The organism is Brevundimonas sp., assembly GCF_030704825.1.
GTDB lineage: Bacteria > Pseudomonadota > Alphaproteobacteria > Caulobacterales > Caulobacteraceae > Brevundimonas.
The window spans coordinates 46,378-65,458 of the sequence record NZ_JAUYNX010000016.1 but is presented as its reverse complement, the minus strand read 5'-3'; the positions used below and the strand labels follow the sequence as shown (position 1 = coordinate 65,458).

The window sequence follows — 19,081 nt, the reverse complement described above, 5'->3', positions numbered from 1 at the left end:
CCGATCTTCCGGGGGCCCGCGAGATGACGGTGAATCTGACCTTCCACGGCGCCGCCGAGTGCGTCACCGGCTCGTGCATGCTGCTGGACACCGGCGGCGCCCGCCTGCTGGTCGATTGCGGTATGTTTCAGGGCCCGAAGACGCTCAAGGCGCTCAACTACGAGCCGTTTCCGTTCGACGCCGGCAAGATCGACGCGGTGCTGTTGACCCATGCCCACATCGACCATTCCGGCCTGTTGCCGAAGCTTGTCCGCGCGGGATTCCGGGGCCCGATTCTCGCCACGAGAGGCACCCGCGACCTGTGCGAGGTCATGCTGGCCGACGCCGCCGGCATCCAGGAAAGCGAGGTCCGCCATCTCAATCGCCGCAACGAGCAGCGCGGCCTGAAGCGGGTCGAGCCGATCTATACGACCTCCGACGTCGAACCGACCCTGCGCCTTTTCGAGACGGTGAAATTCAACGCTCCGCATGATGTGGTGAATGGCGTCGAGGCGGTCTGGTGGCCGGCCGGCCATCTGCTCGGCGCGGCCTCGATCGAGGTCCGGATCGGTCGTGGCGAAGACCCGCTGACCCTTCTCTTCTCGGGCGACGTCGGCTCCGGCCGTCAGCCGTTCCTGCCCGCGCCTTCGGGCCCGACGGATGTGGACCACATCGTCCTGGAAAGCACCTATGGAGACCGGGAGCGCATCGATCTGGAGTTGTCCGCGCGGCGTCGGGCGCTGGCCGGAGAGCTGCGCGCCGCCAAGGCCGCGGGCGGCCCCCTTCTCATGCCGACCTTCGCCATCGGCCGGGCCCAGGAGCTGATCCTCGACCTGCTGGCGGTGATGGACGCCGAGCCGGATCTGGCGGCGGAGATCTTCCTCGACTCGCCCCTGGCCATCGAGGCGACGGAGGTGTTTCTTCGGCGGGGCTGGAATGGGGACTCCGGCGAAAATCCGTTCGAACCCCTGCGTCATGCGACCAGGCTCCATCACCTGTTGCGACCGCAGGAGAGCGACCGGCTGGAGCGGCTGACCGGCTGGCATGTGATCCTGGCGGGCAGCGGCATGTGCGACGCCGGCCGCATCCGGCGCCATCTGAAGCGGCTGCTGTGGCGCAAGCAGGTCACGGTGCTGATCACCGGCTTCCAGGCCGCTGGCACGCTCGGACGGTTGCTGGTCGAAGGCAGGACGGCGGTGCGGATCCAGGGCGAGGACATCCAGGTCGGCGCTCGTGTCCGCAACCTGGACAACTACTCCGGCCACGGGGACGCGACCGAACTGGTCGACTGGCTGAAGGCCCGGGGCTCCGTCGCGGGCAATGTGCTTCTCGACCACGGCGAACCCGCCGCCGTCGCCACGCTCGGCGCCCGTCTGTCCGGGCTGGGCTATCGCGCGATCACGGCGGGCCTCGACCAGACCTACGCCCTGACCCGCGACAAGGCGGAGCCGATCGGCCGGGGGCGGGCGCGGCTCGCCCCGGGACAGGCGACCCGGCCGGACTGGCACAATGACCGCGCCGCCTTCCTGGCCGAGTTGAACACCGTCCTGCAGCAGTTGCCCGACGACGCCGGACGACAGGCCCTGATCCGCAGTCTGGAAGCGGCGATCAGCCGACCTTCGGGCGGCGGCGGGCGGTGAGCGCTTCCCTGTGGACCGGCGGCCCTCGCGAGGGGGGCGGCGATTTCGGCGTTGGAGCGACCGGCCAGCGGACTTCAGACGCCTGACTGGTCGCGCCACACGTCCCGGCAGATCAATTCGAACTGCGTGCCTCCGACGCCGGAGGTGTGTTTCAGCTGCCCGCCGAGCTGGCGCGCCAGGCGCGATGCCAGCGACAGGCCGAATCCCGCTTTCAGCTCGCCGTCCGGGACTCCGGCCCCGCTGTCGCGGACGGTCAGGCGCGCGCCGTCCGGCGCGTCTCGCAGGCTGACCTCGACGACGCCCGGGCGCTTGGCGAGGCCGTGCTCGAGGGCGTTGCCAAGGAGTTCGGCCGTGATCATCGCCAGCGCGGATGCTGTTTGCGGCCGGGCCCAAAACGGCTGGATATCGACGCGGACCTCGGCGTCACGGTCCACCGCGTCCAGTTGGGCGACGTCGCGGCACACGTCAGCCAGCAGATCCTCGAGCCGGACGACGTCGCCGTCCGTCTCCTGCAGTCGTTGGTGCAGACGCATCACCGTCCCTATCCGGCGTCCCGCCTCGCTCAGCACGGTCGCCGCTCCTGGGGGCGCGGAACGACTTTCGAGAATCAGCAGGCTGGCGACCGACTGCAGGCTGTTGCCGATCTGGTGATGCATGGCCCGCACGGCGTCCTGGCCTTCATGTGTCAACTGGGGCATGCGATTTCCCTTCGGCAGGAGACCGACGTTAGGTGCGCGCCTCCTCCCGTCGTTGATCCAGATCATGCGCGGGCTTGAGCCAGATCAATCCGCCCCGCGGCGGAAGGCAGATACTTGGATCATGCAAACCTCAGCCCCCCGCGTCGCCGTCATCGCCGCCCACCCGCGCAAGCGCAGCTTCACGCTGGCCATGGCCGCCGCCTTCGCCGACACCGCGCGCGCCGCCGGCTGCGAGGTGGATCTGCGCGACCTCTACCGTCTTCGGTTCGATCCCCGGCTTCGCGCCGAGGAGATGCCCGATCATCTGGGGGCCGCGGTGAGGCCGGACGTGGCGCGGGAGCGGGCGGCCATCGCGGGGGCGGATATCTTCGCCTTCTTCTACCCTCTCTGGTTCAACGCCACGCCGGCGATGATGAAGGGCTATGTCGAGCGCGTGTTCGGGATGGATTTCGGCTATTCGGCCATCCGCGCGGGCGGCAACCAGCCCCTGCTCGGCGGTCGCAAGATGATCACCTTCACCTCGTCGGGCGCGCCCCAGGACTGGGTCGAAAGCAGCGGGGCCTGGTCGGCGATGCAAAAGCATTTCGATGCGCATTTCGCCGCGATGACCGGCATGGAGATCATCGGCCATCACAATTTCGGAAGCGTGGGCCAGGGGATGCGCAAGGACGCGGTCGATCGCTGCCGCGCCGAGGTTCAGGACCGGGCCCGCCGCGTCGTGCAGGTCTATCGCCGGGACTGAGGCCTATCTGGCCGTGTAGCCGCCGTCGATGACGAGCTCGGCGCCAGTGACGAATTTGGCTTCGTCCGAGGCCAGATAGACGGCGCCCCAGGCGATGTCGTCGGGATCGCCGATATGGCCGAGCGGGTGGAGCGCGTCAGCGGCCCTGCGGCCCTCGTCGACATCCCCCTGTCCGGCCAGATGGACCTCGACCATGGGCGTCCAGATGAATCCCGGATGGATCGAATTCACCCGGATCCGGTCGGCCGCATAGAGCAGGGCGTCCGTCTTCGTCATCAGCCGGACGGCCCCCTTGGACGCATGATACGGCGGCACGTCCGGCCCGCCGACCAGGCCGTAGATGGACGACAGGTTGATGATCGATCCGCCGCCGGCGGCCTTGAGGTGGGGAATGGCGTGTTTGGTGCAGAAGAACACGCCCTTGACGTTGATCGACTGGACCCAGTCCCACTCGGCTTCGGTCACCTCGTGGGTGGGTTTGTTGACCCCTGCGACGCCGGCGTTGTTGACGAGAATGTTCAGCTTCCCGAAGCGTTTGGCGACCGCATCCAGCGTCGCCTGCACCTGGGTCTCGCTCGCGACGTCGCAGCGCCAGTACGCGGCCGACAGCCCCTGCCCCGTGATCTCGTCGGCGAGAGCCGTCCCCTCCGCGTCGCGCACGTCGAGTATGGCCACGGCGGCGCCTTCCCCGGCCATGCGCAGGGCGGTCGCCCGACCGAGGCCGACAGCGCCCCCGGTGATGACGGCGACCCTGGAAATCAATCTGTTCATCGGTCTGCTCCGGGGCGGATGATACGGGGCTGAAGGGCGTCGATGACCGAGGCGGCGTCGTAGGCTCTCGGGTCTTCGGGTTTGGCGCCCTGCCCCATCACGATCTCCGCGACAGCCTCGTAGGCGGTGACCTCGGAAACCGCAAAGGCGCGGTCGGGCCGGGCCGGCTCCCAGGCTTTCCAGGCGCCGTCGTGGACCACCCGCCAGCGTGGAGACCAGGCGGGGCCCCAGCCGCCGGGGGCATCGCGAACCACCAGATCAGCGTGGGTCTCCGTGTCGCGGCTGACAGCCAGAAACCAGTCATAGCCTTCCGCTCTCGTGAGCTCGGCGGACCGGTAAAGGAGCGCGGCTTCGACGGTCTCCCGGGAGGTCAGAACGTTGCCGCGAAACACGACGCGCCACCGCCGGGCCTCGATACGCGTCTCATGATAGCCGTCGGCCCAATCCCCGGCGCCCGCCGGGTGGTAGGTCGTGGCCGTCGCACAGCCGCCCAGGATGAGGAGTCCGAACGCGGCGGCGGCGAGGCGGGGACGGGCTTGTCTCGACATGAAGGCCTCCGGTTCGGAGCCATTTGAACCCGCCCGGACTCCGACGCCTTGACCGGGATCAAGCGCCGGCGAGAAGATTTTCGATCTGCTGGAACAGACTCTCGTCGAGGAGGGGCTTTTCCACGATGGGCGCGCCGGCCGCAGCCGCCTGACTCCGCAGCGCCGCGGAAGGGCCGGTCGTCATCAGCAGCGCCGGGGTCCGGATTCCGGACGCGCGGATTCGCCTCAGAAGCTGGAGGCCCTCGAGGTCTGACAGGTGCTGGTCGAGAACGAGGCAGGAAACCGATCCGTCGAGTCCGGCCAGCGCTTCGGCCGCGGTCGCGCAACCCCGCACCTCATAACCCCGGGTTCCCGCCATGAAGGCGAGGGCGCGGACGACTTCCGCGTCGTCATCGACGATCAGCAGAACCGGACGGGTGTTCGATGACGGGGTCACGGGAAGCCAACCTGACGCGCTGGATTTCGACCAGCATCCAAGCCTGACCCTTCCGGGGAATGACGTCTTGATTCAGAACAATTTACAGCCCGGCCGCGAGGGCGATCCGCATCAGGTCGGCGACGTTTCGCGCACCCGTCTTCGACATCAGGTTGGCGCGGTAGATCTCGACGGTGCGCGGACTGATCTCCAGTTCGTAGGCGATCACCTTGTTGAGCTTGCCTTCGACGACCCCGGCCAGAACGTCGCGTTCCCGGGGGGACAGCTGGGCCAGCCGTTCCTCCGCCGCGAGCCGCGCGGCGTCAGGCTCGACATCGCCCTTCAACCGTTCGAAGGCCGCCCGAATCGCGGCGAGCAGGACGTCGTCGCCGAAGGGTTTCTCGATGAAATCGATCACCCCGGCCTTCATGGACTCCACGGCCAGGGGAATGTCCCCGTGACCCGTCATGACGATGACCGGCAGGTCGATACCGCGGCGCTTCAACTCACGGACGAGCTCAAGCCCGGTGAGGCCCGGCATGCGGACGTCCGTCAGCAGGCACCCCTCCTCGACCGGCAGGGCGGCGAGAAAGGCGTCGCCGGACTCGTAGAACCGCGCGTTGACGCCGTTGACCTCGAGGAGAAAGGCGAGCGCGTCGCGCAGTCCGGCGTCGTCGTCGATGACATGAAGCAGTTCAGCCATTGGCGCTCTCTCCGTCCGCCAGCGGCAAGGTGAAGACGAAGACCGCCCCTCCGCCGGGGTTGTCCTCCGCCCATATACGCCCCCCATGGGCCTCGATGATAGTGCGGCAAATCGAAAGACCGATGCCCATTCCCTGGACCTTCGTCGTAACGAACGGTTGAAACAATCGCTCCCGCACCACGGGGTCCAGGCCGGGGCCGCTATCGGCGACGCTGACCCGTATGGTGCTCGCGTCCTCCTGTCGGACCGTGATTTCGAGATCCCGGCGGGGAGCGTCCGCCATCGCGTCGATGGCGTTGCGGATCAGGTTCAGCGCGACCTGCTGAATCTGGATCTTGTCGACCACGACCTCGCCGAGGTTTCGGGCAAGCCGGAGATCGACCCGGACATCCATGTCCTTGACGCCCACCAGGGCGAGGGCGCTCGCCTCCTCCATCAGCCTGGCCGGATTCTCGAGGGACTGTTGGGTCTCGCCCTTTGCGACGAATTCACGCAGATGTTTGATGATGTCTCCGGCGCGCAGCGCCTGGTCCCCGGCGCGGTCGAGCGCGGCGCGGAGTTTCGGCAAATCCGGCTGGCCGGCGTCCAGCAAGGTGACGGACCCCTTCATATAGCTGGCGATAGCCGACAGCGGCTGGTTCAGTTCATGCGCCAGCGACGACGCCATCTCGCCCATCGCCGTCAGGCGCGACACATGCGTCAGTTCTGACTGAAGTTCCTGAAACCGGCGCTCCTGGTTGCGCCGTTCCGTCAGGTCGCGGACGAAACCGGTGAAAAACCGTTCACTCCCGACCCGGGCCTCGCCGACGGCCAGTTCCATCGGGAAGGTCGAACCGTCCTTACGCTGTCCCACCACGATGCGTCCGATACCGATGATCCGCCGCTCGCCCGTGTCGAGGTAGCGTTCGAGGTAGCGATCGTGCTCGGAGCGAGCAGGCTCGGGCATGAGGATCTTGACGTTTCGGCCGATCGCCTCCTCGGGCGTCCATCCGAACAGGCGGACGGCGGTGGTGCTGAACGACTGCATCTTGCCGGCGGCATCGATCACGATCATCGCCTCGGGCACGGTCTCGAGGATCGATCGCAGGTGAACCTGCCGGGTCGCCGCTTCGCGGCTGTCGCGCCAGAGGCGTTCTCCGACCAGCGCGATGATCGGGCCCAGCGAGGCGAAGGCCAGCGCTTCGGTGATATTGCCCGGGTCCGTCCAGAGACTGTCTCCCAGAAGGGTCGCGCTGATGCCCAGGCAGATCGCCGTCGCCAGAAGCGCCGGCCCGCCTCCGCCAAGGCCCGCCGCCACGAGAACGACGGGCACGTAGAGAATGAGGGAGGTTCGATCGCCAAATATGGGGTTGAGAGTCAGCCGGGCGCCGAGACCGACGACCGCCCCGGCGACCGCGGCGATATACCCGTTGCGACGGGACATGAGTCGCAGGACGGCGGATCGAGGTTGCACTGGCCACTCCGCGCCGGTCGCGGGTGACGCGACCATCAGCGAAGCCTAGCATGGCTGCCCGCGTCGGCCACAGGTCAGGCGGCGGCCAGGTCCGACAGACAGCCGGGGCGACGCACCCGGTATCTGCGCGAGCCCGAGAATTCGATCACGCCATCAGCCTGCAGACGGCCGAGCATGCGCGAGATCGTCTCGATGGTGAGGCCGAGATAGTCCGCCATGTCCTGCCGGCTCATCGGCAGGATGACGAACTCGCCCCTGAACCGGTTGGCGATTTCCATCAGGAACCGGGCCACTTTCTCGCTGGCCGTCGCGCGGCCCAGCAGCAGCATGTGGGACTGGGCCCGTTGCAGTTCGCTGGCGGTGGCGGCCCAGATCATGCGTTCGACGCGGCCGGACTCATAGGCGGCCGAACCGGCGCGCCGGAGCGCCAGAACCTCGCAACCGGTCAGCGCCTCCGCCGAGAAGCGATGGGCCTGGCCGACTTCGACGCCGATGATGTCGCCTTCATAGTAGAAATCCCCGACCTGTCGGCGGCCATCCGCCTGCAGATGGGTGGTCCTGACGGACCCGCGCATCACGCGGTAGATCAGGTCCGCGTCCTCGTCCTGGGCGTAGATCTCCTCGCCCTGACGGAAGACCAGCCGGACGGCGCCTGCCCAGTCTTCAGCGAGGGCGGCGGCGGCGGGAATGGCGGACGTTAGCTGCGACATGGCTCGATCCCTCAACTTCAGGCGGATGACGATGAGTAGTCCGACAAGGGGTCCGCTGTTTATTCGGGAGCGGTGCGTAGGGGATTGACACTAAGTACCGCTACGGAGGGCGCGAGCATGGGGTTGGCCGCCCGGCGGCGACACGGCGGACCGACGCCGCGTCACCTTGCGCTCGATCAACGTCCGGCGCCCGCCCGGATGGCAGACTGACGGGAAATCGGAGGTCGCCATGGAGAATCCCGAGCGTCGGATCGTCGTCTGTCTGGACGGCTCGTCCCGGAGCGACCAACTGGGCCGGCAGGCCGCCGCCCTTGCGCGGCGGCTCGGCGCCCGGCTCATCGGGCTCCGGGGCCTGCATCGCCCCTTCCCGTCCCCGCCCGAGACCTTCGCGCGCGGCGCCGGAGCGATCCATGAGGTGCTGGAGCATCAGGCGCAGCAGGAGCAGGCCCTCGTCGCCGCCGCGCGCCGGGCGTTCGACGCCCTCGTCCAGCCCTACGGGGCGCCCGCGGATTTCCGTCCTGCCTGGGACGACGATCCCGACGTCACCGGATTCGCGACCGCCGGCGATCTGATCGTCGTCGGCCACCCCCGCCTGCCGGGGTTGTCGGAAGCCCTGTCGGCGGATCGTCTTCTCCTGCGTTGCGCCCGGCCCGTGCTCATCGTCCCGACCGACTGGACCCGGAGTATCGGCAACCGCGTGCTGATCGGGTGGAACGGCAGCCGGGCGGCGCGGCAGGCCGCCGAAGACGCCCTGCCCCTGATCGCGGCTGACGCCCGGGCGACGATCCTCCTCGTCGATCAGGCCGCGCCCGCCGAAACCGCGGCGGAGCTGGCGGCGAGCTTGCGGGTCAGGGGCGTCGACGCCGCCGTGAAGACGCTGGATTCGGGCGCCGCCTCCGTGGCCGGAACGATCATCGAGGCGGCGGATGAATGGGCCGCCGACCTCATTGTCCTCGGGGGCTACAGCCGCTCCCCCACGGTCGAGAAGGTGTTCGGCGGCGTCACGCGATCGCTGCTCGGGGCCGTCACCCGGCCCCTCCTGCTCTCGCACCTGCCCCACGACCTGCGCAGGACGATCGACGGGGATCGTGGCGCGGCGCACGCCGACGAGGTCTCGCGCCCTTCGTCCGGATGACGGACATCGGCCCCGGGGCGCCGGGGTCCGCCGGTTTGCACCGGCCGTCGCCGGGGTCTCAGGACCCGCGGCGGAGCTCGCGAAGGCGCGTTCGAAGCGACGCCGGGCTCTCGGACACACGGTCATGCGACTCGCTGTGGGCCACCTCGACGCCGGCCTGCGCCATCACCCGCCGCAGCTGGCCGAGCGCGCGCGGCGCGGCGATCATGGCCAGATCCTGATAGCCGCCCCGACGCATGATCTCCGCCGCCCGGACGCCCACGAGGCCGATGAAGTCGGCCTCCCGCCGATCCTGCGGCGTCGCTCCGTCGCCCGTGTGAGAGGCGGGACCGAGACGATCATGGGCGCCGCCTCGGGAGCCGGAAGCCTCGGGCCCATGGAGCGACAGATCGCCAAGGCGAGCGGTGATGTCGATCAGCGGTCCTCCACGGCGTCGCTCCTCGAACAACCGGGCCTGCCGTCCGTCGGCGACCACGATCAGGCCTGGTCCAGCGATATCCATAGGGTCCTCTTTCAGCTCTTGACCGGAGTCGCGGCCCTTCGGGTCGCGGCGGGAGTGGGACGGGCGGTCATCGGACGGTTCCTGCGACGGCGCGCCTGAACGACGCCTCGCCCAGAATTCAGGAGGCCGCGATCCCCGCCTTGATCGACATCAAGGCGGGGATCGCGGTGGAGAACGATGAGGAGTGATCCTTGGGAGGCGACGATGACGACAGGCGCCCTGCCGCACTGGTCCGACGGCCTTGTGCAGAACCTGCGCGTCCGACCCCGGCTCATGTTCGTGGCCGCCCTGGCCTTCGTCCTGGTCGGCGCCGTCGTCTTCGCGGGGGCCGTTCCGGTCGGCGTCGTGGGGGGGACGTCGGGCTGGCTCCTCTGGTTCGGGGGCGTGACCCTCCTCGCCGTCTGGCTGATCCTGCTGCTGGGCGGCAGGCCGCTCGCCGGCGTCCTGATCGCCGGCGCGGTCGCGACCGCCTCCGGGATCTATCTCTTCTACAATCCCCGCACCGGGGGGCTCGCGGTCGCCATTCTGGCGATCTCGACCCTGGTGATGGACGGCGGCGTTCAGCTGGCGCTGGCCCTGAAGCTTCGTCCGGCGGGAGTCTGGAGGTGGCTGTTCGCCTCGGCCCTGGCCTCCGTGATCGCCGCGATCGCGCTGTCCGGCGGGGCCTTCACCGGCACGGCTCCGGGCTGGGGCCCCCTGGTCGGGACCGCCCTGATCAGCAGCGGCCTGGCGCTTCTGCTCTTCGGGAATGCGACCGCTCGCCGGATCGCGGCCCGGGGCCCGGACTGACCGCGCCGTCCCCGAGCGGGCGACCCTGCCCGGGGGCGGTGCCGGCTCCGGACCGCCTTGACCCGCGTCAAGGCCCCACGGGAGGATTCGCCCAGACTGGAGCCATCCCGTCCGCGTCCGGCCGGGCGCCAGCGGAGTGAACATGGCCCCGGAACCGTCCTTCCATGGACTCGATGCGGAAGAGGCGGCCCGTCGGCTGGGTGAGGACGGCCCCAACCTGCTGTCGGAGGACCGCACCCGGCCCGTGGCGACGATCGCCCTTTCGGCCCTGCGCGAACCGATGTTCGTGCTGCTCGCCGCGGCCTCGGTCCTCTACCTGGCGCTGGGGGATCGGGCTGAGGGACTGCTGCTGGCTGCGGCCGGCCTCGCCACGATCGCTCTGGTCGTGGCCCAGGAGGTCCGTAGCGAGGCCACCCTCAGGGCGCTTCGCGGCCTCTCGGATCCCGTCGTCCGGGTGGTCCGGGCGGGCCGGACCGTGGCGATACCGGCGCGGGAAGTGGTGCGCGGGGACGTCGTCCTCCTGGCCGAAGGCCAGCGGGCGCCGGCCGACGGCGTGCTGATCGGATCGGAGGTTCTGCAGATCGACGAGTCGGCGCTGACGGGAGAATCCGTTCCGGTCGTCCGCGGCGGCGCCGGCGGATCGTCGAACGGAGCCCTGTCGGATCGGGTCTTCGCCGGAACGCTGGTGGTCGCGGGCCAGGGGGTGGCCCGGGTCACCGCGACCGGTCCGCGGACCGCCCTGGGCGAGATCGGCGCCTCGCTGTCGACGATCGACCGGGATCGGTCGCCCTTGCAGAAATCGACCGGCCGCATCGTCGTCTGGATCGGCGTCCTGGCGCTCGTCTTCGCCGTCGCCGTGGCCATGGCCTATGGCCTGCTGCGGAACCTCTGGATCGAAGGCGCCCTGGCCGGCATCACCATCGCCATCGCCCTGATCCCGGAGGAATTCCCGGTGGTCCTGTCGGTGTTTCTGTCCCTCGGCGCCTGGCGGCTGGCGCAGCATCGGGTGCTGGTGCGGCGCGGCGCGGCCATCGAGACGCTCGGCGGGGCCACCCTGCTCTGCGTCGACAAGACCGGCACCCTGACCGAAAATCGCATGGCGGTCGTCGCCCTCTGGTCGCCGCAGGCGGAGGGCCGTCCCGACGACGGCGACCTCGCGCCGTCCCTGCGGACAGTGCTGGAGACGGCGGTTCTGGCCAGCAGTCCGCAACCGACCGATCCCATGGACATGGCCCTGGCGGCGCTCGGGCCACCGGCGGCGGATCGGCCGGAGCAGGTCTGGCCGCTGACGGCGCATCGGCTGGCGGTGGTTCAGACCTGGCGCGAAGCGGAGCGGCTGCGCACGGCGGCCAAGGGTTCGCCGGAAGCGGTCTTCGCCCTTTGCCGGATGACGCCCCTCCAGATGGCGTCGGCGCGATCCGCGCTCGAACGGCTCGCCTCCGGCGGGCTCAGGGTCCTGGCCGTCGCCGAGGCCGTCCACGACGCCCCGGTGGCGGTCCCCGAGGCGCTCGACTTCTCGTTCAGGGGGCTGGTGGGCTTTCTCGACCCCGTCGCCGCCGACGTGCCGGCCGCGCTGGAGACCGCCCGGACCGCGGGCATCGACGTGGCCATGATCACCGGCGACTATCCCGCGACGGCGCTGAAGATCGCGACCGACGCCGGCATCGACGTGTCGGGCGGCCTGATGACGGGCGCCGGGATCGCGGGGCTGGGGGACGCCGCCCTGGCGGAGCGGTTGCGCGCCGTCCGGGTGTTCGCGCGGGTGCAGCCCGGCCAGAAGCTGGCCCTCGTCCGGGCCTTCCAGGCCAATGGCGCGGTCGTGGCCATGACCGGCGACGGGGTCAATGACGCCCCCGCGCTGGAGGCCGCGGACATCGGCGTGGCCATGGGCGGGCGTGGCACCGATGTCGCCCGGGAAGCGGCCGACCTGGTTCTGCTGGACGACCGGTTCGGGTCAATCCTGGGCGCGGTGCGGCTGGGCCGGCGCATCTTCACCAATCTGCGCCGCGCGCTGGTGTACATCACCGCCATCCATGTGCCGATCGCCGGCCTGGCCCTGCTGCCGATCCTGCTGGGCGCGCCGCCCTTGCTGTTCCCGGTCCACATCGTGTTGCTCGAACTGGTGATCGACCCGGTCTGCTCCCTTGTCTTCGAGGCCGAGCCGAGCGAGCCGGACGCCATGCGACGGCCGCCGCGATCGCGACGCGCGGGGCTGTTCGGCGTGCGCGAAATCCTCACGGGGCTGGCGCAGGGCGCCGTCATCCTCGCGGCGGTCCTCGTCCTCTATCTGGGACTCCTGCCCGCCGCCGGCGAACCCGTCGCGCGAGCCGCGGCCTATGTCGCGCTCGCCGTCGGCAACCTGGCCCTGGCCATGGCGATCGGCGCTTCGGCCGGCGTGGATCCGTTCGGTCCGCATCGGCGCCTGTTCTGGGGCGTCTGCGCCGGGCTGGCGGCCGTTCTGCTCGCGGGCCTCTACGTTCCGGCCGTCGCCGGGGTCTTCCGCTTCGGCCCGCCGCCCCCGCCGGTCCTGGCGCTCGCGCTGGGGACCGGCCTGGTGGCCGGAGGATGGAGCGGCGTGGTCCGCGCCCTGTGGGCGTCGCCGGGGATGCGACGGGGCAAGATCAAGCCGCCTTCACACGCGATCCGGCCCTGACCGGGCCAGCGAGCCGCTCCCGCTCCCGATCGGAAGCGCGGCGCGAACACGCCTGCGATGTGGTGCGAGCGGCGGGGGTCGAACCCGCATGACCGAAGTCGAGGGATTTTAAGTCCCTTGCGTCTACCAGTTTCGCCACGCTCGCAGGCTGCGGCGTGATCTAGCAGCGCACGACGGCTTCGGCCATGCGATCAGTGCGCCGCTTCCGCCGCCGGCCGCATGGCCCGGAAATCGACGTCCGAATCCGCGATCAGCCACACCAGCGCCGCCCATGCCGCCACGTTCTGGCTCATCTGGGCCGGATCGATCTTGTCGAGGGTGTCGTCGGCGGTGTGGTGCAGGTCGAAATAGCGGGTTCCATCCTGGTTCAGGCCGAACACCGGCACGCCCGCGCCCGCCAGCGGCCCGATATCGGCGCCGCCGTGCAGTTCCGGCTGCGGCGAGGCCAGCACCCCGATCGGGTACAGCACCCGCGCCGCCGCCCGCGCGAAATCGCTGTCCTGTGCGCCGGGCGGGAGGCCGAGCGCATAGACCCGGTCGGCGCCGAAGTCGCTCTCGCCGGCGATGACGTGCTTCTCCACCGCCGCCCCGATCCCGCGCAGATAGGCGCCGCCGCCGTTGCCGGTGTCGGTCGGCTGGGCCACCTCTTCCGATCCGTACAGAACCACCCGGATGGTCCGGGCCGGACGGCGGCCGCTCTCGGCGATGGCCTTGGCCGCGGCCAGGGTGATGGCCCCGCCGGCGCCGTCGTCGACCGCGCCCGTGCCCAGGTCCCAGCTGTCCATGTGCGACCCCAGCACGATGATCTCGTCAGGCCGCGAGCGGCCGACGATGTCGCCGACGACGTTCTGGCTGACCGTCTGATAGGTGCGGGCGGTCGAGGACAGGCGGATGCGCACCGTCTCGCCCATGGCGATCAGGCGCGAGACGGTGTCCGCGTCCGGCGCGGCCAGGGCGAAGCCCGGCAGGGGCACGACGCCGTCGACATAGCGGGTGGTGCCGGTGTGCGGCATGCGGTGCTCGTCCGAGCCCGCCGAGCGCATGATGAAGGCCACCGCCCCCTTGGTCGCGGCGGCGCCCGGCCCGGCGCCGCGGATGCGGGTCAGGGGGCCGTAGCCGGCGCCGGTCTGCATCCGCACCATCTGGCCGGCGTCGACATAGGCGATCTTGCCCGCCAGCGAGCCGGCGGGGGCGGCGTTCAGCGCCTCGAGGCTGTCAAAGCGGACCACTTCGGCCTCGATCGCGCCGTTGGTGCCGGGCGAATGCCCCAGGGCCGCCACGACCAGGCGCTGCGGATGGGCTCCGACGATGGCGGCGCTCTCCTCGCCGCGCTCCCACCCGACCAGCGGAAACTCCTCGATCCGAACGTTCTGGAAGCCCTGCGCCCGCATGTATTGGGCGGCCCAGGCCGACGCGTCCTGCTCGGCCTTCGATCCCGCCGGCCGCGGCCCGAACCGGGTGGTCAGCTGGGTGACGTAGTCGAGGGCGATGTTCCCGTTCAGCGCCTGGTCGCGGATGGCCTCGGCCCGCTGGATGGTCGCGGCGTCCTGCGCGAAGGCAGGCGCGGCGAGGGTCAGCGCGAGCGCGCTGGCGGCGAGGAGGCGGGCGGACGGGGACATGGCGGCTCCGGGGACTCAGCAGGAACCCGAACCTAGACCGCGCGCGTCGGGGCGAGAAGCGATGCGGGCCGGAGTTTTGTCCGGCGCCGCATAAGCAGGACTATTCGCCCTTGATGTACGGCTCCACCGGGCCCTGCAGCTTGACCGTCAGGGCCTTGCCGCGGCGGTCGACGCGGTTGCCGACGGCGAGGCGGACCCAGCTTTCAGAGACGCAGTATTCCTCGACATTGGTCTTGTCCTCGCCCTTGAACCGGACGCCGACACCCTTCGCCAGAAGATCGGCGTCGTGGAACGGGCTGTCGGGATCGACGCAAAGGCGGTCGGGAAGGACGTCGGTCATGAGGATCGCTCGGCGGAAACTGAGGCTGCGGCCTTTAGCCGAGGACGCGTCTGCTGTCCAAGCCCGCTTGACCTGACGTCGCGTCAATCGGCTAGGTTCGTTGCGAATAGCTACGGACCTCCAATGAGCGACCCCCTCGTCCGCGACCTCGCCGTCCCCGCCGCCGACGGCTATCCGCTGTCGATGCGGCTGATCTCGGCTGCGGCTCCCACGGTCGCCGTGCTGGTCAGTTCCGGCACCGGCTTTCCCAAGGGATTCTACGACCGGTTCGCCCGGCATCTGGCCGGGAGGGGCGCCGCCGTCCTGACCTATGATTTCCGCGGCATCGCCGGCTCGCGGCCCGACGACCTCGCCGCCATGCAGATGGACTATCCGGACTGGGGCCGGCTCGACATGCCCGCCGCCCTCGAGGCCCTGATCGAGGCGGCCCCCGGCCTGCCGGTCGTCCATGTCGGCCACAGCGTCGGCGGCCACTTCCTCGGCTTCATGCCCAACCACCACCGCATCGACCGCCACGCCTTCGTATCGGTCGGCAGCGGCTTCTGGGGCCGGCACCACCGGTCCTACAATCCGCTCGAGCTGTTCTTCTGGCTGGCCTACGGCCCCTGGAGCCTGTTCAGGCGCGGCTATATCAAGGGCGGCGGTCTGTGGGCCGGGACCGACCTCCCGCGCGGCGTGTGGGAGACGTGGCGCCGCTGGTGCCTGAAGGAGGCCTATTTCCTCGATGAACTGAAGGACCGCCTGAAACCCCACCATTTCGAGGCGGTGACCGCGCCGATCCGGTCGTGGATCTTCACCGACGATCCCATCGCCACCCCCGTGACTTCACCCGCACTGCTGCAGGTCTATCCCAACGCCCCGCGCGAGGTCGTGGTCCGCGCCCCGGCCGACTACGGCGCCGCCCGCATCGGCCACGAGGGCGCCTTCCGCCGGGGGATGGAAGGTCTGTGGGACAAGATGTTCGACTGGCTGACGGCCCCCGTCACCAGATCGTAGTTGACCCGGTCGAATGGCGGGGGCCATCCTTCTTGATGGAGGACGCCATGATCCACATCGCCCTGTTCGCCGCCCTGCTCCAGACGGCGTCGGCGCAACCGGCCCCGCCCCCGGTCGACTGCGCCGACGCGGACCACAGCGCCTTCGCCTTCTGGATCGGCGACTGGGACGTCAGCGCCACCGGGAGCGACACCGTGGTGGCGCGCAGCACCATCTCCTCGACGGCCGGCGGCTGCGCCATCGAGGAGGACTATCTTCAGACCGTCGGCCCCGGCGGCGTCGCCGCGACCTATCACGGCGTCAGCTTCAGCACGTTCGACGCCCGGCGCGGCGGCGTCTGGCGCCAGTTCTACATGGACAGCGGCGGCGCGGTGACCGTGTTCGAGGGCGGTCCGCGCGACGGGGCCATGGTGCTGGAGGCGCCGGGCCGGCCGGGTTCGATCCAGCGCATGACCGTCTCGCCCGAGGCCGACGGGACGGTGCGCCAGCGCGGCGAATCCTCGACCGACGGTGGGGCGACGTGGACATCGGGATACGATTTCACCTACCGCCGCCGTTGATCCCCGGCCGTCGGCGCATAGGTTAAGCCCCCTGCCGGAGCCCGCCCATGATCGACCAGCCCGCCATCACCGCCGACGGCCACGCCATTCCCCTGCTCGGCTTCGGCACCTGGATGCTCGAGCCCGACGACGCCCGGCGCATGGTCGCGGAGGCCCTCCGCATTGGCTATCGCCACATCGACACGGCCTGGATCTACAGGAACGAGGCGGCCGTCGGCGACGGCATCCGGGACGCCATCGAGGCCGGCCATGTCGCCCGGGAAGACATCTGGCTGACCACCAAGATCTGGGTCGAGCATTTCGACCACGACGGCCTGCTGAAACAGGCGCGGGAATCCGCCGCCAGCCTCGGCTTCACCCCCGACCTGCTGCTGCTGCACTGGCCGAGGGCGGAACCGTCGTTCGAGGAGACCCTCGGCGCCCTGAAGGAGGCGAAGGACCAGGGCCTGACCCGGACCATCGGCCTGTCCAACTTCCCCTCGGCCGAGTTCCGCCGGGCGCAGGCCCTGTCGAAGGCGAAACTGGTCACCAACCAGGTCGAATACCACCCCTACCTCAAGCTCTCGAAGCTCAAGGCCGCTGCGAGGGAGCTCGGCTCCTCCATCACCGCCTGGTCGCCGCTGGCCCAGGGCAGGATCGCCGACGACGCCACCCTGATCGGGATCGGCAAGGCCCACGGCAAGTCCCCCGGTCAGGTCACCCTGCGCTGGCTGATCCAGCAGGAGGTCATCGCCATCCCCCGCACCACGAAGGTCAGCCGGGCCGAGGAAAGCTTCGACATCTTCGACTTCGAGCTCTCGTCCGAAGAGATGGACCGCATCCACGCCCTGGCCCGCCCGGACGGCCGCCTCGGCGACTGGCTCGACAAGTCGTTCCGCTGGGACGAAGAATGGGCCTGAAGCGCCGCGCATAGCCGGCGCGATCAGGGAGCCCCCCGCTCAAGCAGGCCGAAGGCCGATAGCGCAAGGAGGGATGCATGGGTTCGGTGCTGGGATTTCCCGGCGTCGATCCGCTCGACGCGGCGGTCGGCGCGAGGCTGAAGCGGTGGCGCGAGTCCCGCGGCATGGCCATCGAGGACGTGGCCGCCGTACTGCACGTCCCGGTCGAGGAAGCGCGCCGCGCCGAGGCGGGCCGCGCCCATCTGACCACCGTCCAGATCGGTGCCGCGACCAGCGCCCTGCACCTGCCGCTGTGGGCCCTGGTGTCGGATACGCGGGCCTACTGAAAGGCCGCACGCGCCATGGCGTGACAGGACGCCCGCGTCCGCCTAATCCAGAGGCTCCACCCGGAGCGTCTCATTGGCCTACAAATCCCTGCGCGACTTCATGGCCATGCTGGAGGCCGAGGGCGAGCTGGTTCGCGTTTCCGAGCCCGTCTCCACCCATCTGGAAATGACCGAGATCCAGACCCGGCTGCTGCGCAACGGCGGCCCGGCCGTCCTGTTCGAAAAGCCGGTGATGCCCGACGGCTCGATCAGCCCCATCCCCTGCCTGGCCAACCTGTTCGGCACGGTGAAGCGCGTCGCCATGGGCGTGACCATGGAGAAGAAGACCCGCACCACCGCCGCCGAGCTGCGCGAGGTCGGGGAGTTGCTGGCCTTCCTGCGCAACCCGACCCCGCCGCGCGGCTTGTCGGACGCCATGGAGATGCTGCCGCTGGCGCAGACGGTGATGTCGATGCGGCCCAAGATCGTGAAGACCGCCTCGGTGCAGCAGGTGGTGCTCAAGGGCGACCGGATCGACCTGACCTCGCTTCCCGTCCAGGGCTGCTGGCCCGGCGAGCCCGCGCCCCTGATCACCTGGGGCCTGGTCGTCACCAAGGGCCCCTCGGACGACCGCGAGGACGACTTCAACCTCGGCATCTACCGCATGCAGGTGCTGGGCAAGGACAAGGCCATCATGCGCTGGCTCGCCCATCGCGGCGGAGCCCAGCACTACGCGCGTCACAAGAAGGCCGGGAAGAAGGGCCCCCTGCCATGCGCCGTCGTGCTCGGCGCGGACCCGGGGACCATCCTCGCCGCCGTGACGCCTGTCCCGGACACCCTGTCGGAATACCAGTTCGCCGGCCTGCTCCGCGGCGCCAAGGCCGAGCTGGTCCCCTGCAAGACCATACCGCTGATGGTCCCCGCCAACGCCGAGATCGTGCTGGAGGGCCACGTCCTGTTCGACGAGCACGCGCCCGAGGGCCCGTACGGCGACCACACCGGCTACTACAACTCGGTCGAGACCTTCCCGGTCTTCCAGGTCACCGCCATCACCATGCGGAAGGACCCCATCTATCTGACCACCTTCACCGGCCGCCCGCCCGACGAGCCCTCGGTGCTCGGCGAGGCGCTGAACGAGGTCTTCATCCCCCTGCTGCGGGCCCAATTCCCCGAGATCACCGACTTCTGGCTGCCGCCCGAGGGCTGCAGCTACCGCATCGCCGTGGTGTCGATGAAGAAGGCCTACCCCGGCCACGCCAAGCGGGTGATGCTGGGCGTCTGGAGCTATCTGCGCCAGTTCATGTACACGAAGTGGGTCATCGTCGTGGACGACACGATCAACGCCCGCGACTGGAAAGACGTGATGTGGGCCGTCGCGACCAGGATGGACCCCGCGCGCGACATCACCGTCATCGAGAACACCCCGATCGACTACCTCGACTTCGCCAGCCCCGAGAGCGGCCTCGGCTCCAAGATCGGCCTCGACGCCACCGACAAATGGCCGCCCGAGACGAAGCGCGAATGGGGCGAGGAAATCCGCATGGACGAGGCGGTCGTGGAACGGGTGTCGGAAATGTGGGAACGGCTGGGCCTGCCGGGCGACGGCGCGCCGATCTGGAAATAG

20 protein-coding genes and 1 tRNA gene are annotated in these 19,081 nt (G+C 69.8%); 10 read left to right on the top strand and 11 right to left on the bottom strand.

The annotated features are described in order from the left end of the window. Positions 1–23 precede the first annotated feature (23 nt). A complete protein-coding gene (locus tag Q8Q71_RS09125; RefSeq protein WP_305759273.1) occupies positions 24–1,619 on the top strand; it encodes an MBL fold metallo-hydrolase in 1,596 nt (531 codons plus the stop codon). Between the two features lie 74 nt (positions 1,620–1,693). On the opposite strand, the gene Q8Q71_RS09120 is transcribed toward Q8Q71_RS09125, so the two are convergent. Then, positions 1,694–2,383 carry a sensor histidine kinase gene (locus Q8Q71_RS09120; protein ID WP_305759272.1) on the bottom strand — a complete coding sequence of 230 codons (690 nt, stop codon included), beginning with the start codon at positions 2,381–2,383 and terminating at the stop codon, positions 1,694–1,696. A 55-nt stretch (positions 2,384–2,438) separates the two neighbouring features. On the opposite strand from Q8Q71_RS09120, the gene Q8Q71_RS09115 reads away from it, so the two are divergent. Continuing rightward, complete coding sequence (locus Q8Q71_RS09115; RefSeq protein ID WP_305759271.1) at positions 2,439–3,059, top strand: NAD(P)H-dependent oxidoreductase; 621 nt, start codon at positions 2,439–2,441, stop codon at positions 3,057–3,059. Positions 3,060–3,062: 3 nt separating this feature from the next. On the opposite strand, the gene Q8Q71_RS09110 is transcribed toward Q8Q71_RS09115, so the two are convergent. The 6 genes from Q8Q71_RS09110 to Q8Q71_RS09085 form a co-directional block, all read right to left on the bottom strand. Then, the gene (locus Q8Q71_RS09110; RefSeq protein ID WP_305759270.1) at positions 3,063–3,830 is read right to left on the bottom strand and encodes an SDR family NAD(P)-dependent oxidoreductase; all 768 of its coding nucleotides are present in this window, start codon (positions 3,828–3,830) and stop codon (positions 3,063–3,065) included. Beyond that, on the bottom strand, positions 3,827–4,378 hold the full coding sequence (locus tag Q8Q71_RS09105) for a hypothetical protein (protein WP_305759269.1): 552 nt from the start codon (positions 4,376–4,378) through the stop codon (positions 3,827–3,829). Before Q8Q71_RS09105 ends, Q8Q71_RS09110 begins: the two co-directional genes overlap by 4 nt. 58 nt (positions 4,379–4,436) lie before the next feature. Beyond that, positions 4,437–4,814, bottom strand: a complete 378-nt coding sequence (locus tag Q8Q71_RS09100) for a response regulator (protein WP_305759268.1) — start codon at positions 4,812–4,814, stop codon at positions 4,437–4,439. 82 nt (positions 4,815–4,896) lie between these two features. Next, complete coding sequence (gene fixJ, locus Q8Q71_RS09095) at positions 4,897–5,496, bottom strand: response regulator FixJ (protein WP_305759267.1); 600 nt, start codon at positions 5,494–5,496, stop codon at positions 4,897–4,899. Then, entirely contained in the window at positions 5,489–6,793 is a 1,305-nt protein-coding gene (locus tag Q8Q71_RS09090) for a sensor histidine kinase (RefSeq protein ID WP_305759454.1), read from the bottom strand. Before Q8Q71_RS09090 ends, fixJ begins: the two co-directional genes overlap by 8 nt. Positions 6,794–7,023: 230 nt before the next feature. After that, on the bottom strand, positions 7,024–7,659 hold the full coding sequence (locus tag Q8Q71_RS09085; protein ID WP_305759266.1) for a helix-turn-helix domain-containing protein: 636 nt from the start codon (positions 7,657–7,659) through the stop codon (positions 7,024–7,026). Between the two features lie 229 nt (positions 7,660–7,888). On the opposite strand from Q8Q71_RS09085, the gene Q8Q71_RS09080 reads away from it, so the two are divergent. Next, positions 7,889–8,794, top strand: a complete 906-nt coding sequence (locus Q8Q71_RS09080; protein ID WP_305759265.1) for a universal stress protein — start codon at positions 7,889–7,891, stop codon at positions 8,792–8,794. 58 nt (positions 8,795–8,852) lie between these two features. Here the strand turns inward: Q8Q71_RS09080 and Q8Q71_RS09075 are convergent, their stop codons facing one another. Beyond that, entirely contained in the window at positions 8,853–9,296 is a 444-nt protein-coding gene (locus Q8Q71_RS09075; protein ID WP_305759264.1) for a host attachment protein, read from the bottom strand. A 204-nt stretch (positions 9,297–9,500) separates the two neighbouring features. On the opposite strand from Q8Q71_RS09075, the gene Q8Q71_RS09070 reads away from it, so the two are divergent. Both Q8Q71_RS09070 and Q8Q71_RS09065 read left to right on the top strand, forming a co-directional pair. Next, positions 9,501–10,085: a hypothetical protein gene (locus Q8Q71_RS09070; protein ID WP_305759263.1), complete on the top strand. Its 585-nt coding sequence runs from the start codon at positions 9,501–9,503 to the stop codon at positions 10,083–10,085. 142 nt (positions 10,086–10,227) lie between these two features. Then, complete coding sequence (locus Q8Q71_RS09065; protein WP_305759262.1) at positions 10,228–12,738, top strand: cation-translocating P-type ATPase; 2,511 nt, start codon at positions 10,228–10,230, stop codon at positions 12,736–12,738. 60 nt (positions 12,739–12,798) lie between these two features. On the opposite strand, the gene Q8Q71_RS09060 is transcribed toward Q8Q71_RS09065, so the two are convergent. The 3 genes from Q8Q71_RS09060 to Q8Q71_RS09050 all read right to left on the bottom strand — a co-directional run bounded on the left by Q8Q71_RS09060 (position 12,799) and on the right by Q8Q71_RS09050 (position 14,697). Then, positions 12,799–12,883 (bottom strand) — tRNA-Leu (locus Q8Q71_RS09060). A 46-nt stretch (positions 12,884–12,929) separates the two neighbouring features. Then, entirely contained in the window at positions 12,930–14,357 is a 1,428-nt protein-coding gene (locus tag Q8Q71_RS09055) for a M20/M25/M40 family metallo-hydrolase (RefSeq protein WP_305759261.1), read from the bottom strand. A 100-nt stretch (positions 14,358–14,457) separates the two neighbouring features. Continuing rightward, entirely contained in the window at positions 14,458–14,697 is a 240-nt protein-coding gene (locus Q8Q71_RS09050; protein ID WP_305759260.1) for a DUF3297 family protein, read from the bottom strand. A 123-nt stretch (positions 14,698–14,820) separates the two neighbouring features. Between Q8Q71_RS09050 and Q8Q71_RS09045 the strand changes: the two genes are divergently transcribed. The 5 genes from Q8Q71_RS09045 (at position 14,821) to Q8Q71_RS09025 (ending at position 19,081) form a co-directional block, all read left to right on the top strand. After that, positions 14,821–15,693 carry a serine aminopeptidase domain-containing protein gene (locus Q8Q71_RS09045; protein ID WP_305759259.1) on the top strand — a complete coding sequence of 291 codons (873 nt, stop codon included), beginning with the start codon at positions 14,821–14,823 and terminating at the stop codon, positions 15,691–15,693. 47 nt (positions 15,694–15,740) lie between these two features. After that, entirely contained in the window at positions 15,741–16,253 is a 513-nt protein-coding gene (locus Q8Q71_RS09040) for a hypothetical protein (protein ID WP_305759258.1), read from the top strand. 47 nt (positions 16,254–16,300) lie between these two features. Next, positions 16,301–17,152, top strand: a complete 852-nt coding sequence (locus Q8Q71_RS09035; RefSeq protein WP_305759257.1) for an aldo/keto reductase — start codon at positions 16,301–16,303, stop codon at positions 17,150–17,152. Between the two features lie 77 nt (positions 17,153–17,229). After that, positions 17,230–17,478 carry a helix-turn-helix domain-containing protein gene (locus tag Q8Q71_RS09030; protein WP_305759256.1) on the top strand — a complete coding sequence of 83 codons (249 nt, stop codon included), beginning with the start codon at positions 17,230–17,232 and terminating at the stop codon, positions 17,476–17,478. A 73-nt stretch (positions 17,479–17,551) separates the two neighbouring features. Beyond that, positions 17,552–19,081 carry a UbiD family decarboxylase gene (locus Q8Q71_RS09025; RefSeq protein ID WP_305759255.1) on the top strand — a complete coding sequence of 510 codons (1,530 nt, stop codon included), beginning with the start codon at positions 17,552–17,554 and terminating at the stop codon, positions 19,079–19,081.